Origin of the sequence: Corallococcus caeni, from assembly GCF_036245865.1 — a bacterium.
GTDB lineage: Bacteria > Myxococcota > Myxococcia > Myxococcales > Myxococcaceae > Corallococcus > Corallococcus caeni.
This window is the reverse complement of the sequence record NZ_BTTW01000056.1, coordinates 1-515: the sequence shown is the minus strand read 5'-3', so window position 1 is coordinate 515 and position 515 is coordinate 1. Positions and strand designations below refer to the sequence as shown.

Here is a 515-nt window from a genome sequence, read left to right as displayed (position 1 = left end):
GGTGAAGTAGAAGGTGCCCACCCAGCGCTGCTGGCTGCTCCAGGTGCCCGTGCCCGCGTCGAAGACGCGCGTCCAGCCAGAGCGGAGGGTGGCCGAGAGGCGGCCAGAGGAGTCGTAGCGGTTGAAGATGCGCGCCTTCTGGCCGGCTGCACCCAGCACGCTGGCCTTCTCCGAGGAGGCCAGCAACTGCTCCCCGTTGGGGCCATAGGTGTAGCTGAAGGTCTCCTCCTCCAGCGCGCCGGTGCCCGTCATGTCCTGGGCGCCGCGCTTGACGCTCGTCTTCTCCAGCAGCGAGGCGGGCATGCCGGTGCCCACCGCCGGGGAGGCGTAGGCGTAGACCTCCCAGAAGTCGCGCTTGTCCTTCTTGGCCTTGAGGAAGCCGGGAGAGGTGCTGGTGGCGCACTCCCACTCGTTGCGCTCGTTGCCGGGGCTGCACGCGCCCGCGACGGTGCAGGAATCCACCGTCCGGTAGAGGCGGGGGCCGGTGGCCTGGCTGGCGTTGGTGAGCGTCTCGA

General features: G+C 69.7%; 1 protein-coding gene. It reads right to left on the bottom strand.

Annotated features, from left to right (window positions below):
* Nucleotides 1-515, bottom strand: a 515-nt coding sequence (locus AABA78_RS38895) for a hypothetical protein (RefSeq protein WP_338270590.1), incomplete at both ends; no start/stop codon positions are given.